Source organism: Rhodococcus sp. DMU2021 (genome assembly GCF_019641445.1).
In the GTDB taxonomy this organism is placed as follows: domain Bacteria; phylum Actinomycetota; class Actinomycetes; order Mycobacteriales; family Mycobacteriaceae; genus Rhodococcus; species Rhodococcus pyridinivorans.
Window position 1 is genome coordinate 595,080 of record NZ_JAIFKB010000001.1, and the last position, 15,454, is coordinate 610,533.

Annotated in this window: 14 protein-coding genes and 2 tRNA genes; 6 read left to right on the plus strand and 10 right to left on the minus strand. The window is 69.4% G+C overall.

Features of this window, described 5'->3' with window-relative positions:
- Positions 1–156: 156 nt before the first annotated feature.
- The 3 genes from K3M35_RS02760 to meaB are packed head-to-tail and all read left to right on the plus strand — an operon-like array spanning position 157 to position 5,326.
- A complete protein-coding gene (locus K3M35_RS02760) occupies positions 157–2,022 on the plus strand; it encodes a methylmalonyl-CoA mutase family protein (protein ID WP_033096641.1) in 1,866 nt (621 codons plus the stop codon).
- Positions 2,023–4,269 carry a methylmalonyl-CoA mutase gene (scpA, locus tag K3M35_RS02765; RefSeq protein WP_006551538.1) on the plus strand — a complete coding sequence of 749 codons (2,247 nt, stop codon included), beginning with the start codon at positions 2,023–2,025 and terminating at the stop codon, positions 4,267–4,269. It abuts the gene before it with no gap.
- Positions 4,270–4,276: 7 nt separating this feature from the next.
- A complete protein-coding gene (meaB, locus tag K3M35_RS02770; RefSeq protein WP_006551539.1) occupies positions 4,277–5,326 on the plus strand; it encodes a methylmalonyl Co-A mutase-associated GTPase MeaB in 1,050 nt (349 codons plus the stop codon).
- A 235-nt stretch (positions 5,327–5,561) separates the two neighbouring features.
- On the opposite strand, the gene K3M35_RS25990 is transcribed toward meaB, so the two are convergent.
- The 7 genes from K3M35_RS25990 to K3M35_RS02800 form a co-directional block, all read right to left on the minus strand.
- Complete coding sequence (locus tag K3M35_RS25990) at positions 5,562–5,873, minus strand: hypothetical protein (RefSeq protein WP_232512303.1); 312 nt, start codon at positions 5,871–5,873, stop codon at positions 5,562–5,564.
- Positions 5,874–5,893: 20 nt separating this feature from the next.
- On the minus strand, positions 5,894–6,151 hold the full coding sequence (locus K3M35_RS25995; RefSeq protein WP_024100846.1) for a hypothetical protein: 258 nt from the start codon (positions 6,149–6,151) through the stop codon (positions 5,894–5,896).
- Positions 6,152–6,513: 362 nt separating this feature from the next.
- Positions 6,514–7,485, minus strand: coding sequence for a sulfite exporter TauE/SafE family protein (locus tag K3M35_RS02780; protein ID WP_232512301.1), 972 nt, complete (start codon positions 7,483–7,485; stop codon positions 6,514–6,516).
- A gap of 293 nt (positions 7,486–7,778) precedes the next feature.
- Positions 7,779–9,014 carry a trans-acting enoyl reductase family protein gene (locus K3M35_RS02785; protein ID WP_033096643.1) on the minus strand — a complete coding sequence of 412 codons (1,236 nt, stop codon included), beginning with the start codon at positions 9,012–9,014 and terminating at the stop codon, positions 7,779–7,781.
- Positions 9,015–9,028: 14 nt separating this feature from the next.
- Positions 9,029–9,409 carry a DUF2784 domain-containing protein gene (locus K3M35_RS02790; protein ID WP_006551544.1) on the minus strand — a complete coding sequence of 127 codons (381 nt, stop codon included), beginning with the start codon at positions 9,407–9,409 and terminating at the stop codon, positions 9,029–9,031.
- Between the two features lie 61 nt (positions 9,410–9,470).
- Positions 9,471–9,839, minus strand: a complete 369-nt coding sequence (locus tag K3M35_RS02795; protein ID WP_006551545.1) for a universal stress protein — start codon at positions 9,837–9,839, stop codon at positions 9,471–9,473.
- A 109-nt stretch (positions 9,840–9,948) separates the two neighbouring features.
- Positions 9,949–11,418, minus strand: coding sequence for an SDR family oxidoreductase (locus K3M35_RS02800; RefSeq protein ID WP_006551546.1), 1,470 nt, complete (start codon positions 11,416–11,418; stop codon positions 9,949–9,951).
- 86 nt (positions 11,419–11,504) lie between these two features.
- Here K3M35_RS02800 and K3M35_RS02805 point away from each other — a divergent pair, with 86 nt between their 5' ends.
- Positions 11,505–11,738, plus strand: coding sequence for a PLDc N-terminal domain-containing protein (locus K3M35_RS02805; RefSeq protein ID WP_033096644.1), 234 nt, complete (start codon positions 11,505–11,507; stop codon positions 11,736–11,738).
- 75 nt (positions 11,739–11,813) lie between these two features.
- Here the strand turns inward: K3M35_RS02805 and K3M35_RS02810 are convergent.
- Positions 11,814–11,899, minus strand: a tRNA-Leu gene (locus tag K3M35_RS02810).
- Between the two features lie 279 nt (positions 11,900–12,178).
- A tRNA-Leu gene (locus K3M35_RS02815) sits at positions 12,179–12,264 on the minus strand.
- Between the two features lie 133 nt (positions 12,265–12,397).
- Between K3M35_RS02815 and K3M35_RS02820 the strand changes: the two genes are divergently transcribed.
- The gene (locus K3M35_RS02820; protein ID WP_006551951.1) at positions 12,398–13,750 is read left to right on the plus strand and encodes a M20/M25/M40 family metallo-hydrolase; all 1,353 of its coding nucleotides are present in this window, start codon (positions 12,398–12,400) and stop codon (positions 13,748–13,750) included.
- 30 nt (positions 13,751–13,780) lie between these two features.
- Positions 13,781–14,323 carry a YbhB/YbcL family Raf kinase inhibitor-like protein gene (locus K3M35_RS02825; RefSeq protein ID WP_006551954.1) on the plus strand — a complete coding sequence of 181 codons (543 nt, stop codon included), beginning with the start codon at positions 13,781–13,783 and terminating at the stop codon, positions 14,321–14,323.
- 57 nt (positions 14,324–14,380) lie between these two features.
- On the opposite strand, the gene K3M35_RS02830 is transcribed toward K3M35_RS02825, so the two are convergent.
- Positions 14,381–15,451, minus strand: coding sequence for a quinone-dependent dihydroorotate dehydrogenase (locus K3M35_RS02830; RefSeq protein WP_220665940.1), 1,071 nt, complete (start codon positions 15,449–15,451; stop codon positions 14,381–14,383).
- Positions 15,452–15,454: the final 3 nt, after the last annotated feature.

The window sequence follows — 15,454 nt, forward strand, 5'->3', positions numbered from 1 at the left end:
GAGCGCTAGAAAAACTGTGGTGATCCCCACAACGATCGCGCGATGTGCGGGGATAGCATCACACCGAAGGCAACCTACCCATTTCGAGGTTGCCCACCTCCGGCCGACAACGCCGTCCGTACAAAGCCTGCAAACCCGCAGTAGGAGGAATCGCCCGTGTCATTAGCTGCAGAAGCCGAGGATGCCGCGCGCGCATATGCGCAGTGGCAGGACGCGGTGGCGGGGGTGCTGGCCAAGTCCCGACGTGTCGACCCGGCCGAACTCGGACCCGAGCCGCAGCGTCTGCTCGAGACCACGACCTACGACGACGTCACCGTCGCGCCGCTGTACGGCGTCCGCGACGAGCGCGACGAAGCGCCGCTGCCCGGTGAGTTCCCGTTCGTCCGCGGCGGCTCGTCCACGCGCGACGTCAACACCGGCTGGCTCGTCGACGTCCGGTTCACCGGCACCGACGCGGCCTCGGTCAACGAGCGCATCCTCGACGCGCTGAACAACGGCGTCAGCTCGGTGTGGCTCGGTCTCGGCGCCGGCGCGGTCCCCGTGGACGCGCTCGACACCGCGCTCAACGGTGTGCTCCTCGACCTCGCGCCGGTCCGTCTCGACGCCGGTGCCGACGCGGTCGCAGCGACCACCGCCGTGTACTCCGTGCTCGACAACCGCACCGATATCGAGGACCGCGCCGCCGTGCGCATCTTCCTCGGTGCAGCGCCGCTCACCAGCGCGTTCTCCGAGCGTCCCGACGTATCTCTCGACGAGGCCGTCGAGCTGGCACGGGCCGCCGCCGACCGCACCGAAGCGGTGCGTGCCCTCACCGTGGACGGCACCGCCTTCCACAACGCCGGTTCGTCCGACGCCGAAGAACTCGGTGCCGCGATCGCCGCCGGCCTCGATTATGTGCGAGCACTCGTCGACGCCGGGGTTCCCGTTGCGGCCGCGCTCGGTCAGCTCGAGTTCCGTCTCGCCGCGACCGACGACCAGTTCCAGACCATCGCCAAGTTCCGCGCGGGTCGTCAGGTGTGGGCGCGCGTCGCCCAGGTCGCCGGTGCTCCCGAGGCCGGCAACGCTCCGCAGCACGCCGTGACCTCCGCGGCGATGATGGCCCAGCGCGATCCGTGGGTGAACATGCTGCGCACGACCCTCGCTGCGTTCGGCGCGGGTGTCGGTGGCGCCGACGCCGTCACGGTCCTGCCGTTCGACTCCGCACTGCCGGCCGGTGTGCTCGAGGTGTCCGAGGCGTTCTCCGCCCGGATCGCCCGCAACACCCAGCTGCTGCTGCTCGAGGAGTCCAACCTCGGGCGCGTTCTCGATCCCGCCGCCGGTTCCTGGTACGTCGAGGAACTGACCGCGCAGATCGCGGAGAAGGCATGGGGCTTCTTCCAGGAGATCGAGGCGGCCGGTGGTTACCGCGCCGCTCTCGAGGCAGGGCTGATCGCCGAGCGTGTCGCGCAGACGCGTGCCCGCCGCGAGTCCGACATCGCGCACCGCACGTTCTCGGTGACCGGGGTCAACGAGTTCCCGAACCTGGCCGAGAAGCCGCTGCCGGTCGGTGTCGCCGAGGCCGGCGCGTCCGCCGCGCGGTACGCCGCACCGTTCGAGGCGCTGCGCGACCGCTCGGATGCCTACCTGGCTTCGCACGGTGCCCGCCCGCGGGTGCTGCTCGCCCCGCTCGGGCCGATCGCCGAACACAACGTACGGGCGACCTTCGCGACGAACCTGCTCGCCGCCGGTGGCATCGAAGCGGTCAATCCCGGACCGCTCGATCTCGACGCCGACCTGTCGTCCCTGGTGGGCGACACCGGAACGTCCGTCGCCGTGCTGTGCGGCACTGACACCCGCTACGGCGAGCAGGCCGGTACGGCCACCTCTGCGCTGCGTGCGGCGGGGATCACGACGGTGCTGCTGGCCGGACCCGAGAAGGCCGTGAAGGACGCGCAGGGGGACGATCGTCCGGACGGCTTCCTCACCGCGCGCATCGACGCCGTCGCAGCCCTCACCGACCTGCTGAACACTCTGGGAGCGTAAGTGAGCATCGAACACGAAATCGGCAGCTTCGCCGACGTCCCGTTGACGGACCCGGCCGCGCCGGCGCCCACCGCTCCCACCGCGGAGCAGGCCGCCGCGCTCGTCGAGTCCGTCGCCGAGGCGAACAACTACAGCACCGAAGACGTCGTGTGGTCGACGCCCGAGGGCATCGACGTCAAGCCGGTCTACACCAAGGCCGACCGCGACGCCGTCGTCGCCGAGGGCTACCCGCTCGGCAGCTACCCGGGTCTGGCCCCGTTCGTGCGCGGGCCGTACCCGACGATGTACGTGAACCAGCCGTGGACCATCCGGCAGTACGCCGGCTTCTCCACCGCCGCCGAGTCCAACGCCTTCTACCGGCGCAACCTCGCCGCCGGTCAGAAGGGCCTGTCGGTGGCCTTCGACCTGGCCACGCACCGCGGCTACGACTCCGATCACCCGCGTGTACAGGGTGACGTCGGTATGGCCGGTGTCGCGATCGACTCGATCCTCGACATGCGTCAGCTATTCGACGGCATCGATCTGTCGCAGGTGTCGGTGTCGATGACCATGAACGGCGCGGTGCTGCCGATCCTGGCGCTGTACGTCGTGGCGGCGGAGGAGCAGGGCGTCAAGCCCGAGCAGCTGGCCGGAACCATCCAGAACGACATTCTGAAGGAGTTCATGGTCCGCAACACCTACATCTACCCGCCGAAGCCGTCGATGCGGATCATCTCCGACATCTTCGCGTACACCTCGGCGAAGATGCCGCGCTTCAACTCGATCTCGATCTCCGGCTACCACATCCAGGAAGCCGGCGCGACGGCCGACCTCGAGCTCGCGTACACCCTCGCGGACGGCATGGAGTACATCCGCGCCGGACTCGACGCCGGCATGGATGTCGACAAGTTCGCGCCGCGCCTGTCGTTCTTCTGGGCGATCGGCATGAACTTCTTCATGGAGGTCGCGAAGCTGCGCGCAGGTCGCCTGCTGTGGAGCGAGCTCGTCGAGAAGTTCGGGGCGAAGAATCCGAAGTCGAAATCGCTGCGCACCCACTCGCAGACCTCCGGCTGGTCGCTCACCGCGCAGGACGTCTTCAACAACGTCGCCCGCACGTGCGTCGAGGCGATGGCCGCGACCCAGGGCCACACCCAGTCGCTGCACACCAACGCGCTCGACGAGGCGCTGGCACTGCCCACCGACTTCTCGGCGCGCATCGCCCGCAACACCCAGCTGCTGCTGCAGCAGGAGTCGGGCACCACGCGGCCCATCGACCCGTGGGGCGGCTCGCACTACGTCGAGTGGCTCACCCACGAGCTGGCCGACAAGGCCCGCGCCCACATCGCCGAGGTCGAGGCCGCCGGCGGTATGGCGCAGGCGATCTCGGAGGGCATCCCGAAGCTGCGCATCGAGGAGGCGGCCGCCCGCACCCAGGCGCGCATCGACTCCGGTCGTCAGCCCGTCATCGGCGTCAACAAGTACCAGGTGACCGAGGACCACGAGATCGAGGTCCTCAAGGTCGAGAACTCGCGTGTGCGGGCCGAGCAGCTGGCCAAGCTCGAGCAACTGCGCGCCGACCGGGACGAGGAGGCCACCCGCGCCGCCCTCGACGCGCTCACCCGCGCCGCCGGTGCGCAGAGCCAGGGTCTCGACAACAATCTGCTCGCGCTGGCCATCGACGCGGCCCGCGCGAAGGCCACCGTCGGTGAGATCTCGGACGCCCTGGAGAAGGTCTACGGCCGCCACCAGGCCGAGATCCGTACGATCAGCGGCGTGTACCGCGACGAGGCCGGCAAGGCCACCAACATCACCGCCGCAACCGAACTGGTCGAGAAGTTCGCCGAGGAGGAGGGTCGTCGCCCCCGCATCCTCGTCGCGAAGATGGGCCAGGACGGTCACGACCGAGGCCAGAAGGTGATCGCCACGGCCTTCGCCGACCTCGGATTCGACGTCGACGTGGGACCGCTGTTCCAGACCCCCGAAGAGGTCGCCCAGCAGGCGGCCGACAACGACGTGCACGTCGTCGGCGTGTCGTCGTTGGCCGCGGGTCACCTGACGCTGGTCCCTGCCCTCAAGCAGGCGCTGGCCGAGGTGGGCCGCGAGGACATCATGATCGTCGTCGGTGGTGTCATCCCGCCGGGCGACTTCGACGAGCTCTACGCGGCGGGTGCGGCGGCGATCTTCCCGCCCGGAACCGTGATCGCGGATGCGGCGACCGGTCTGCTGACCAAGCTCGCCGCGCAGCTCGGCCACCACCTCGGAGGCTGACGTCGGCATGAGCGACTCCTCGGTCGGCGCCGCGCAGACCCGCCGACGGCAGATCGACGTCGACGCCCTCGCCGAGGCCGTGCTCGCCAACGAGCGGGCCGGCCTCGCGCGGGCCATCACGTTGGTCGAGTCGACCCGCGACGACCATCGGGAGCGGGCGCAGCAGTTGCTGCTGCGCCTGCTTCCCAACGCGGGCAACGCGATTCGTGTCGGTATCACCGGTGTGCCCGGTGTCGGCAAGTCGACCTTCATCGACGCGCTCGGCATGCATCTGCTCGAGCAGGGGCATCGGGTCGCGGTGCTGGCCGTCGACCCGTCGTCGACCCGCACGGGTGGTTCGATCCTCGGCGACAAGACACGGATGGCGCGGCTCGCAGTGCAGCGGGACGCCTACATCCGCCCGTCGCCCTCGGCCGGCACGCTCGGCGGGGTCGCGAAGGCCACCCGCGAGACGATGGTGCTGCTCGAGGCTGCCGGTTTCGACGTGATCCTCGTCGAGACCGTCGGTGTCGGACAGTCCGAGGTGACCGTCGCGAACATGGTCGACACCTTCTGCTTCCTGACCTTGGCCCGCACCGGCGACCAGCTGCAGGGCATCAAGAAGGGCGTGCTCGAACTCGCCGACCTCGTTGCCGTCAACAAGGCCGACGGGGAGTTCGAACGCGACGCGCGGGTCGCCGCCCGCGAACTCGCCGGCGCGATGCGCATGGTGCATCCGCACGACGCGATCTGGAAGCCACCGGTGATCACCATGAGCGGCATGACCGGCAATGGTCTGGACACCTTCTGGGATACCGTGCTCGAGCACAAGAAAGTGCTCACCGAGGCGGGCATGTTCGACGAGAACCGGCGCCGTCAGCAGGTGGACTGGACGTGGACGATGGTGCACGACCAGCTGTTGCGTCGTCTCGAGACCTCCCCGCGCGTGCGGGCGATCCGCAAGGACGTCGAGGCCGGGGTGCGCGACGGTTCGCTGACCGCCGCACTCGCCGCGCAACGCCTGCTCGACGCCTTCGACGGGGTGCACGACCCCGGAACGTCCGGCGAGGACTCCTGATCCCGTGAGCCGCCGCACGATCGCCGTCACCGTTCTCGGTGCGTTCGCGATCGTCGCGGCGGCTCATCTCGTTTTCGGGTTCTCGCGCCCGATTCGGCGTTCACCGACGTTTCGCAGTGGTTCCTCATGTCGCTGCTCGCGCTCGGACTCGTTCTCGTCACGTCCGCACCGCGCGACCGGCTGGTCGTGGGCGCGCTTGTGGCACTGGGAGTCTCATGGTTGGGGGACAGCTCACCTACATCGTCGCGTTGCGGCCGCACCGGCGGTCGAGCGTGCTGCGGACCCGCCATGGGTGGTCGGTCTCTACACCTTCGCAGTGTTCGCCATGGTCGCCGTGTGCGCTTCGGCGGCAGGGATTCTCGTCGTCCCGGTGGCGATCTACGCGTCGTGCGTCGGGGAGTAGTTCGAGACCGCCGGTTTCGAGGTCGCTCGCCGACGGGACGTTGCCGGATCCCGGTGGCAGGACGATCTCCACCGACCGGATCTCGTCGAGGTTGGTGACGCTGTCCGGGGTCTCCCATGCGCAGTAGACGCTGTACTCGTCCACGCCGCTCGAGGAGCGCAGGCTCAGTGCCGCTCGATGTAGGGGGCGACGGCGGGCGCGACATCGTCGCACGAGTCGAAGCGGGCGAGGATGTCGCTGCCGAGGCCGGTCGGTTCGCTGACGGTGTCGGCGTCGAAGGTGGTGGTGTCGGAGGCTGCGGAGTCGGCGTCCGAGGCGGTGTCGGAGGTGGCGTCGTCGCCGGAGGAGCACGCTCCGAGGAGCAGGGCGCCGGCGAGGGTCGCGGATGCGACGGCGTATCGGGGCAGATTCCCACGGCGCATCGTAGCGTCCGTACGAGTTGTACGTGATCTTGGTTCTGCCCGGGCGGTCGAGGGCTGCGACACCGTGCGTTACAGCCCGAGAAGCTGCTTGGCGACCGCCACGGCACTGCCGGATCGAGGACCATCGCGGCATCGCGGCCGCCGACGGTGATCGACACGCAGGCCTGGGGGAGTTCGACGCCGGCCGCGGTGAAGGCGGTGCCGGGCCATGTCGATCGGCATGCTGTGCGCGAATCCGCCGGCCGCTTCGATGGCGGGATCGGGAAGCACCACCGCACGCGGGCATAACCGCGATATCAGGCCCCGTCGGGAGTCCGTGGTGACGTGGTGGAATTCAGGCGAGTTTCGTTGTGTCCGGGCACCTACCGAGGCTCCGGACGGGCCCCGGGGAGAGGCGTCGCGTCGGTACCTTCGAGCAGTGCCGCCGGTGTCGGCTGCGCCAGCGGTTCGAGCGAACCGCTCTTCTCCGCGGGGGTGAGGCGCGAACGCTTCCAGGACACGATCAGCAGCGTGAGCCACGCAGCGACGATGGCGAGGTAGAGCACCGCCAGCGCCGCGCCGGAGAGGTCGACAGTCTTGGCGAGCTTGTGCGCGTTGGTCAGCACGATGACACCGCCGACGCCGGTACCGAGCAGCGTCGCAGGGACGCGGCTGACCAGCCAGGCCGCGACCGGCGCCGCGAGGGCACCGCCGAGCGCGAGACCGGCGACGATCACGAGATTGCCGAGGGAGTCGTGGCCGAGCCCGAACAGGAAGCCGACGCTCGCCGCGACCGCGACGAGGAACTCCGACGCGCTCACCGAACCGATCACGGTGCGCGGTGCCGTCTTACCGCGGGAGAGCAGGGTGCTGGTGGTGATCGGTCCCCAGCCGCCACCGCCGCTCGCGTCGATGAAGCCGCCGAAGAAGCCCAGAGGCGACAGGAATTTCGCGGTGTGCGGGGAGGTGCGGGCGTGGGCGACCGCAGGGGGTCGTACCGAGAAGCGCAACGCGACGTATACGCCGATGGCCAGCAGGATTCCGGCGGTCACCGGTTCGGCGGCCTCGGTGGACAGTCCCGACAGCACGGTCGCGCCGAGGAAGGCGCCGATGGCACCGGGAACACCGAGTCGCAGCACGACCTTCCAGTCGATGTTGCGGAACCGCCAGTGCGAGGCACCGGAGACGAGGGTGGTTCCGACCTCGGCGAGGTGCACGGCGGCGCTCGCGTGCGCCGGACCGACACCGCTGAACAGCAGCAGGGTGGTCGCGGTGACACCGAAGGCCATGCCGAGTGCGCCGTCGACGAGCTGTGCGCCGACACCGACGAGCGTGAAGATGAGCAGATTGAACATGCGTTGGCTCCGAAAGCTGGAAGAACCCGAAAAGTTGGACGAGCGGCGAAGCGCTCAGCAACACTCCCGGGTGCAACACAGACAATCGAAGCAGGCGCCGCGACGGGTCGGCCAGAACGGCATGAGCGCGAGACGAGCGGCCGGAGCCATCTCGGTACTCGTCGCAGCCATGGTCACGTCCTCAGGTCTCGTTCCGCGCGCGGATCGTTCGGTCCGGTCGAGCATAGCCCGTCGAAGCGACGGAGCCACACTCGGCGGGCCCGGCGCGCCGATCGGGCGCGCCGGAGGCGAGGTCAGCCGAGGCGGCGCGCGGAGATCTCGAAACCGGCCGTGCGGAGCCGTTCGGTCAGCACGTCCCCGAAGGCCACCGCGGGGGTGAGGACACCGCCACCGGCGTGCAGGGCCGCGCCGCCGAGGGCGAGCGAGAGGGCGGACTCGCCGAGCATCACGGCCGTGGCCTTGTAACCTGGGTCGCCCTGCGCGGAGAACCGCGCGGTGTAGCGAGCTCCCGATTCGGTCGAAGCGTACAGATCCACCGTGAAGTAACCGTTCTCGCGGGTCTCCTCCGACGGTCCCTCACCGGGCGCGGGCAGGAGCTTGTCGAGGACGAACCGCGTGGGCGGGAACGACAGGCCGGCGGCGAGGGCTCCCGTGCCGAGTCCGACGAGCCCGGCGAGGACGGGGGAGAGCGGTGAGGAGCCGACACTCATCACCTCCCGGTAGCGGAACCGGCGTCCGTAGGCCCAGTCGCGCAACGCGTTGCTGCGTCGCACGATGCGGGTGTTGTAGGAGGCCATCACGAACGGTGCGAGCCGCCCCGAAATCTCCGGCGCCACGGATTTGCCGTCGACGAACGCGAAGTCGTTCTGGCGACCGAGATCGGGTTCCCGAGCCCGATCGGGGGACAGCGAGTACGGGCGCGCGGCGATCTTCCGTGCGGCGGCATCCTTGCGGACCGCGTCGAGCTGTTGCCGGAGCGAATCGATGGTTCCGCCGCTCACCCCGCCGCGGAAGGAGCCGAGCACGAAGGTCGTGTCGGTGAGCGGCAGGTTGCCGTCGGCCTCCGCGGCGCGGTAGAGCGCATGGACGCCGAGGTCGGACGGGACGGAGTCGAAACCGCACGAGTGGACTATGCGGGCGCCGGTGCGCCGGGCCACGTCGTCGAAGCGGTCGATGCTCTCGCGGTGGAAGAGCACCTCGCCGGTGAGGTCGACGTAGTCGGTGCCGGCCTCGGCGCACGCCTGCACGAGCGGCAGCCCGTACGTGGCGTAGGGACCGACGGTCGTGATCACCACGCGGGTGGACTCGGCGAGCGCGGTCAGCGAGGCGGGATCGTCGGCGTTCGCCTCGATCAGCCGCCAGTCGGTTCCGAGGTCGGCGGCGAGCTTCTCGAGTTTGGTGCGTGAACGTCCTGCGAGTCCGACGGCGACGCCGTCGGGGAGGTTCTCGGCGAGATAGGCGGCGGTGAGGCGCCCGACGAAGCCGGTGGCGCCGTAGATAACGATGTCGAGATCCCGGGAGACAGTCATGCCCCTCACCCTACTCAGGAGTAAGTCTCGGGGGCGACCTTCGTCACACGGATCCGGCGCCACAGCACCACCCACGAGATGAGTACGGCGAGCGCGGCGAGGGCGCGGACCGCGCCGAGCGCGGACTCCGGGTAGATCACCCCGGTGAGGTAGTGATCGATGAATCCGCTCGGCGGCAGACCTTCCTGGCCGGCCTCGCGGCGTGCCCAGTTCTCCACCGCGGTCAGCGGGCAGTCGAACCCCACGGCCACCGAGGCCGCTCCCCACACCACCGCGACGACGTGCGCGACGATCGTGCGGGGCCACCGCCACGCGAGGAAACCACCGAACGCGACGTAGAGCACGAAGAGCAGATGCACGAAGGCCGTGAGGTCGGCGACCACCCGGAACGCCATGTGCCCAGGGTAGAACGAACGGCCTCGGAACGAACGCGGTTGCCGGAGGGCGGGCGGCGCCTCAGCCGGCCTTGATGACGAGCACCGGCACCGACGACTCGGTGATCAGCCGCTGCACCGCCCGCTCGACGAGGAACTTGCCGGTCGCGGTGCGCCCGCGGCTGCCGATGACCACGCGTTCGGCGCCGCTGCGCGCAAGCAGTTCGACGGTCGTGCCGACCGGATCGCCGTCGTGGACGGCCGAGAGCAACTCCCAGCCGTCGGTACCGGCCACCTCGCTCACCTGTGCCCGCACGCCTTCCACCTCGTCGGGTTCGTCAAGCGGGTGGAGCACCACCAGCGACTGCTGCCGGTCGGCGGCCTCCCGCACCGCGGCCTGCAGAGCGATCCGGCCTTCGGGGGTATCGGCGTGAACGACAGCGACAGTCATGACTCTCCTCGTGCGAGCCTGCGGGGACGTTATCCATTATCGCCGCGGCCCGGAGAGTGGGCCACGATCCACGGTGTGGAACCGGTCTCCCCAAATCACCGGGTCCGGATCACCAGGGTGCCGGGCGGAAGTCCTTGAGGAAGCATCCGTACAGGTCCGTGCCGGCCTCGCCCTGGACGATCGGGTCGTAGACACGGGCGGCACCGTCGACGAGATCGAGCGGGGCGTGGAATCCCTCCTCGGCCAGCCGCATCTTGGTGTGGTGCGGCCGTTCGTCGGTGATCCACCCGGTGTCGACGGCGGTCATGAGGATGCCGTCGGTGAGCATCTCCTCGGCGCTGGTGCGGGTGAGCATGTTCAGCGCGGCCTTGGCCATGTTGGTGTGCGGATGCCCGGCGCCCTTGTAGCGGCGACCCCCGAACTGCCCTTCCATCGCGGAGACGTTCACGACGTACTTGCGGCGGGCCGGGGACGCGGCGAGCGCCGGACGCAGACGGTTGACGAGGATGAACGGCGCCACCGAGTTGCACAGCTGCACCTCGAGCAGTTCCAGCGGCTCGACCTCGCCGACGGTCTGGACCCAGCTGTTGGTGTGCACGAGATCCGGCAGCAGGCCACCGGCGTCGACGGCGACGCCGGCCGCGACCCGCTCGGGTGTCGCCGATCCGGCCACCAGTGCCAGCGAGGTCAACGAGTGCGCCGACAACTCGGCCGGCAGCGACCCGGCCAGAGCAGCCGGATGGGCGTCCGAGGGCTTGCCGAAGGTCAGGACCTCGGGGCGCGGACCGGCGGGCAGCGGATCGGCCTCCGCCTCGGCCAGCGCCGAGTAGGCACCGGGGGAGCGGCGCACCGTCTGCGCGGCGTTGTTGATGAGGATGTCCAGCGGACCCTGCGCGGCCACATCGTCGGCGAGGGCGACCACCTGGGCGGGATCACGCAGGTCGATGCCGACGATGCGCAGCCGGTGCAGCCAGTCGCCGCTGTCCTCCATCGCGGTGAAGCGGCGGATCGCGTCGTTGGGGAACCGCGTGGTGACGGTGGTGTGCGCGCCGTCGCGCAGCAACCGCAATGCGATGTACATGCCGATCTTGGCGCGACCGCCGGTGAGCAGGGCGCGACGGCCCCGCAGATCGGTGCGCGCGTCGCGTTTTGCGTGGTTCTCCTCGGCGCACGTCGGGCACAACTGGTGATAGAAGGCGTCGACGCGGGTGTACTTGTCCTTGCAGATGTAGCAGTGCCGCGGACGCAGCAGCGTTCCCGCGCTTGCACCGCGAGTCGACGACGCCAGCGGGAGTCCGGCGGTCTCGTCGTCGATGCGGGTGGGGGAGGCGGTGGCGGTCGCGGACAGCACCTGACGGTCGGCGTCGACGCGCTGCTTGCGGGCCTCGTTGCGGCGCAGCCGCTTGAACTTCTTGAACATGTGCCCCACGGCCCGCTGCACGGCGATCGCGTCGGGATGTTCGGCGTCGAGACCCGCTGCCTGGTCGAGCACCCGCAGACAGGTGGCCAGATCGTCGGGGTCGATGCGGGTGAAGCCGTCGGTGGCGGGTTCGGCGGTGGTGTCGCTGTGGGGGTTCATCTGCCTTTTTCCGTGTGCTGCTGTACGCCCGATCGTATCGGGCAGGATGATCGTGTCCGAATTCCCGTGCAGGTACCGGAGGAACGATGAGCCCGAGCTCCCCCTTGTCCAAGAAGAAGTTCGCCGAACTGAGCCGCCCCCAGCAGGTGCTGGTGGTCCTGCTCGCGGTGGTGCAGTTGTCGCTCGCCGTCGCGGCCTGGGCCGATCTGGCGAGGCGACCGGCCGACAAGATCAACGGCAGCAAGCTGCGCTGGGCGCTGACCATCGCGGTGAACTTCTTCGGCCCGATCCGTTACTTCCGCAAGGGCCGCCGGGACTGAGGGTCTGCTCGCGCCGACCCCGGACGGACCGAAGGCCCCGAACCGATATCGGTTCGGGGCCTTCGGGTTTCGGAGTGTCCGAGGGGGGACTTGAACCCCCACGTCCGTTAATAGGACACTAGCACCTCAAGCTAGCGCGTCTGCCATTCCGCCACTCGGACCGACGCCCACACGGGGCATGTCGGTAGAACCCGCTCCCGCGGGCGCTGAAGAAACAGTAGCGCATGGGGCGTCCGATCCCCAAAACGGCACTTCAGGCGCGCTCGCGGTACTCGACGCGCCTCGCGTGGATCCGCTCGCTTGTTCGTCATCCGCTACAGCACGTTGCCGCAGCGGATGACGAATGCGGTATCGGTTGTCGCCCGCTCGATCTTCTCCCGACAACGACGAAGGCCCCGAACATGATGTTCGGGGCCTTCGTCGTCTGTCTCGACTCAGAGTGTCCGAGGGGGGACTTGAACCCCCACGTCCGTTAATAGGACACTAGCACCTCAAGCTAGCGCGTCTGCCATTCCGCCACTCGGACCTGGTGCTCGCGCCCACTCGTCGTGGGCGCTGTGAAAGAGTAACCCACCACGCCCACGGTCCCAAATCGCCACCTCCACCTGCGGTGATCCGAACTGTCGAGATGGCGGACGGGCGGTGGTAGACATACGGCCATGGCCATTGACACGAGCGCCCACCAGCCGTCCCGGGCGGAGGAGGAGGTCGTCGACCTCGTCTCCCGCCTCATCCGGTTCGACACCTCGAACACCGGCGAACCCACCACTACCCGCGGCGAACGCGAATGCGCCGAGTGGGTCGCCTCCGTGCTCGAGGAGGTCGGCTACGAGACGACCTACGTCGAATCCGGAGCGCCGGGCCGCGGCAACGTCTTCGCGCGGCTGCCCGGCTCCGACCCGAGCCGCGGTGCCCTCATGCTCCACGGCCACCTCGACGTTGTGCCGGCTGAGGCCGCGGACTGGAGCGTGCACCCGTTCTCCGGGGCCGTCGAGAACGGTTACGTGTGGGGACGCGGCGCGGTCGACATGAAGGACATGGTCGGCATGATGATCGCCGTCGCCCGCTACTTCAAGGTCGAGAACATCGTGCCCCCGCGCGATCTGGTGTTCGCGTTCGTCGCCGACGAGGAGGCCGGAGGCAAGTTCGGTTCGCAGTGGCTGGTCGAGCACCGGCCCGAGCTGTTCGAGGGCGTGACCGAGGCCGTGGGGGAGGTCGGCGGGTTCTCCCTGACCGTGCCGCGTCCCGACGGCACCGAACGTCGCCTGTACATGGTCGAGACGGCCGAGAAGGGCATGCGCTGGATGCGCCTGACCGCCACGGGTGTCGCCGGGCACGGCTCCTTCCTGCACGAGGACAACGCCGTCACCGTCCTCTCCCGCGCGGTGGCCCGGCTCGGATCCCACACCTTCCCTCTGGTCGTCAACGATTCCGTGGCCGAGTTCCTCTCCGCCGTGAGCGAGGAGACCGGGCTGGACTTCGACCCGGCCTCGCCCGATCTCGAGGGGGCGCTCGCCAAGCTCGGGTCGATCGCCCGCATCGTGGGCGCGACCCTGCGCGACACCGCGAACCCCACGATGCTCGACGCCGGGTACAAGGCCAATGTCATCCCGCGCACCGCGCACGCCGTCGTCGACTGCCGTATCCTGCCGGGCCGGCTCGCCGAGTTCGAACGCACTGTCGACGAGCTGATCGGGCCCAATGTCACCAGAGAGTGGATCACCGGCCTCGAGCCGTACGAGACCACCTTCGACGGCGAGCTCGTCGACGCGATGAACGCCGCGATCCTCGCGCACGACCCGATCGGCCGGACGGTGCCGTACATGCTCTCGGCCGGTACCGACGCCAAGGCGTTCGCCAAGCTCGGCATCCGCTGCTTCGGTTTCGCGCCGCTGAAGTTGCCGCCCGATCTGGACTTCGCCGCGCTGTTCCACGGTGTCGACGAGCGTGTCCCCGTCGAGGCACTGCGCTTCGGCACCCGGGTCATGGAACACTTCCTCATGCACGCCTAGAACACATGAAACCGTCACGAAAGGACCGGAATGGCTTTCGATTACGACCCGTACAAGTTCCTGCCCGAGCTGCCCACCTTCGAGGTGACCAGCGCGGACTTCGCCGAGGGCGAGGAATGGAAACTCCCGCAGGCCAGCGGTGCGTTCGGAATCCCCGGGGGCGGCGACGTCTCCCCGCAGCTGTCCTGGTCGGGTTTCCCCGCCGAGACGAAGAGCTTCGTCGTCACGGTGTTCGATCCGGACGCCCCCACGGCGTCGGGTTTCTGGCACTGGGCCGTCGCGAACATCCCCACCTCGGTCACGGAGCTGCCGGCGGGTGCGGGTAGCGCCGACTCGGACGCTCTTCCGGAGCAGGCCGTCACGCTGCGCCACGACGGCGGAGCCCACGGGTTCATCGGTGCCGCTCCGCCGGCCGGCCACGGCCACCATCGCTACATCGTCGCGGTGCACGCACTCGACGTCGAGGCGCTCGAGGGTGTCACGCCCGAGTCGAGCCCGGCCTTCCTCGGCTTCAACGTCTTCGGGCACGCCATCGCCCGCGGTCTGCTGACCGGCACCTACGAGGTGCGCTGACAGGTCGTGACGGACGGGGCCCGGGTCGAATGCGACCCGGGCCCCGTCCGTTGCAGGTCAGACCCGTGCGGTGGCGCCCACCGCGTCGGCGATGGAGCGGTAGCCGTGCGCGCGCAGCTTGCGGGCGATGCCGCGGTTGATGCGCCGCGCCCAGAACGGACCGCCGTAGATGAAGCCGGTGTAGCCCTGGACCAGCGACGCGCCGGCGAGGATGCGCTCGAACGCCTGCTCCGGGGTTTCGATGCCGCCCACCGAGATCAGGGTGAGTCGATCGCCGACCCGCACGCGCAGTCGGCGCAGCACCTCGAGGGAGCGCTCGGCGACCGGGGCGCCCGACAGGCCGCCCGCGCCGATCTCCTCGATGCGGCTCTGCGGGGTGTTCAACCCGTCGCGGCGGATGGTGGTGTTGGTGGCGACGATGCCGGCGAGCCCGAGTTCGAGTGCCAGGTCGGCCACCGCGTCGACGTCCTCGTCGGACAGGTCGGGGGCGATCTTCACGAGCACCGGCACGGTCACGGTGTCCAGCACCGCGGCGAGGATCGGGCGCAGCGACTCGACGGCCTGCAGATCCCGCAGGCCCGGGGTGTTGGGGGAGGAGACGTTGACGACCACGAAGTCGGCGAGCGGGCCGAGGAGTCGTGCGCTCTCGGTGTAGTCCTCGGCGGCCTGCTCGGCCGGCACGACCTTCGTCTTGCCGATGTTCGCGCCGATGGGGACGGTGCGGCGGCGTTGCCGGAGCCGATTGGCGGCCTCCCCGGCACCGTGGTTGTTGAATCCCATCCGGTTCACGATCGCCCGGTCCTCGGGGAGGCGGAACAGTCGCGGCTGCGGATTGCCCGGCTGTGCCTGGGCGGTGACGGTGCCGATCTCGGCGAACCCGAATCCGAGCGGACCCCACACGTCGACACCGGTCGCGTCCTTGTCGAAACCGGCCGCCAGGCCCACCGGCGTGGGGAACTGCACGCCGAAGACGGTGTTGCGGAGGATGGGGTCGTCGGTGACGAGCACCTTCGCCACCAGGGCGCGCAGCGGCCCGACGCGAGTCGACCAGCGCATCGCGAGGAAGGCGAGGTGGTGGGCTCGTTCCGGCGGCAACAGGAACATGAGCCGAAGAAGATAGCGGTACACGAA

Coding starts and splice junctions, on each gene's coding strand:
- K3M35_RS02820 (WP_006551951.1), top strand. CDS start 12,398: ATGGCCATTGACACGAGCGCCCACCAGCCGTCCCGGGCGGAGGAGGAG.
- K3M35_RS02795 (WP_006551545.1), bottom strand. CDS start 9,839: ATGACTGTCGCTGTCGTTCACGCCGATACCCCCGAAGGCCGGATCGCT.
- K3M35_RS02780 (WP_232512301.1), bottom strand. CDS start 7,485: ATGTTCAATCTGCTCATCTTCACGCTCGTCGGTGTCGGCGCACAGCTC.
- meaB (WP_006551539.1), top strand. CDS start 4,277: ATGAGCGACTCCTCGGTCGGCGCCGCGCAGACCCGCCGACGGCAGATC.
- K3M35_RS02825 (WP_006551954.1), top strand. CDS start 13,781: ATGGCTTTCGATTACGACCCGTACAAGTTCCTGCCCGAGCTGCCCACC.
- K3M35_RS02800 (WP_006551546.1), bottom strand. CDS start 11,418: ATGAACCCCCACAGCGACACCACCGCCGAACCCGCCACCGACGGCTTC.
- K3M35_RS02790 (WP_006551544.1), bottom strand. CDS start 9,409: ATGGCGTTCCGGGTGGTCGCCGACCTCACGGCCTTCGTGCATCTGCTC.
- K3M35_RS02805 (WP_033096644.1), top strand. CDS start 11,505: ATGAGCCCGAGCTCCCCCTTGTCCAAGAAGAAGTTCGCCGAACTGAGC.
- K3M35_RS02785 (WP_033096643.1), bottom strand. CDS start 9,014: ATGACTGTCTCCCGGGATCTCGACATCGTTATCTACGGCGCCACCGGC.
- K3M35_RS25995 (WP_024100846.1), bottom strand. CDS start 6,151: ATGCGCCGTGGGAATCTGCCCCGATACGCCGTCGCATCCGCGACCCTC.